Source organism: Streptomyces sp. NPDC054863, assembly GCF_053610825.1.
Genome location: NZ_JBSGZD010000251.1, coordinates 1 through 879 on the forward strand (window position 1 = coordinate 1; position 879 = coordinate 879).

The following is an 879-nucleotide window of genomic DNA, read 5'->3' on the forward strand; positions in this document are numbered from 1 at the left end:
TCGTGGCCGGGCAGGGGTTCCGCGTCCGGGGCTGGCCCGCGGACGAGATGGTGGGGCGCCCCGCGGGGGGGAGCGCTCCGCAGCCGTACGTACGGACTGCGGACGCCCCGCCCGCCACGAAGGCCGTCGAGGACACGCTCGGCATGTGGACGATCACCCTCCAGAGCGCCCGGCTGACCACGGTCGTCGACGCGTCGGGCTCGATGGCGGCCCTGGTGCCGGGGAGCGGTGGCAGGTCCCGGATGGACGTCACCAAGACTTCGCTGGCCGGAGCCCTGAGCCAGTTCACCGACGAGGACGAGATCGGTCTGTGGAAGTTCGCGACGAACCTCGACGGCGCCCGCGACTACCGCAGGCTCGTGCCCACGTCCCGGCTCGGCTCCGCCGCCCCCGGCGGCGGCACCCACCGCAGCAGGCTCACCGCCGCGTTCCACGCCCTCCAGCCCGATCCGAACGGCGCGACCGGCCTGTACGACACCACCCTGGCCGCCTACCAGGACGCCCGGGCCGGCTACTCCCCCGGCAGGTTCAACGCGGTCGTCATCCTCACCGACGGCTCCAACCAGGACTCCGTCTCCCTCTCCCGCAGCACCCTCATCGCCCGGCTCAAAACCCTCGCCGACCCGCAGCGCCCGGTCCCCCTGATCACCATCGCGGTCGGCCCCGAAGCCGACAAGGACGAGGTCCAGCAGATCGCCAGGGCCACGGGCGGCGGCGGCTACCAAGTGAACGACCCCGCCGAAATCCACTCCGTCATCCTGAAGGCCATCACCGAGTCCGCCCAAGCCCCCTCAAGGGCGGCGCCCGGGGGGCGGGCGGGGCGGGCGGGGGGGGGGGGCGCGGGGGGGCGGGGGGGGGGGCCGGCCGTGGTCGAAGGGG

General features: G+C 74.6%; 1 protein-coding gene. It reads left to right on the forward strand.

From position 1 onward, the window contains the following. The coding region (locus tag ACWGIG_RS30505; protein ID WP_453324924.1) for a VWA domain-containing protein at positions 1 to 879 on the forward strand (879 nt) is incomplete at both ends.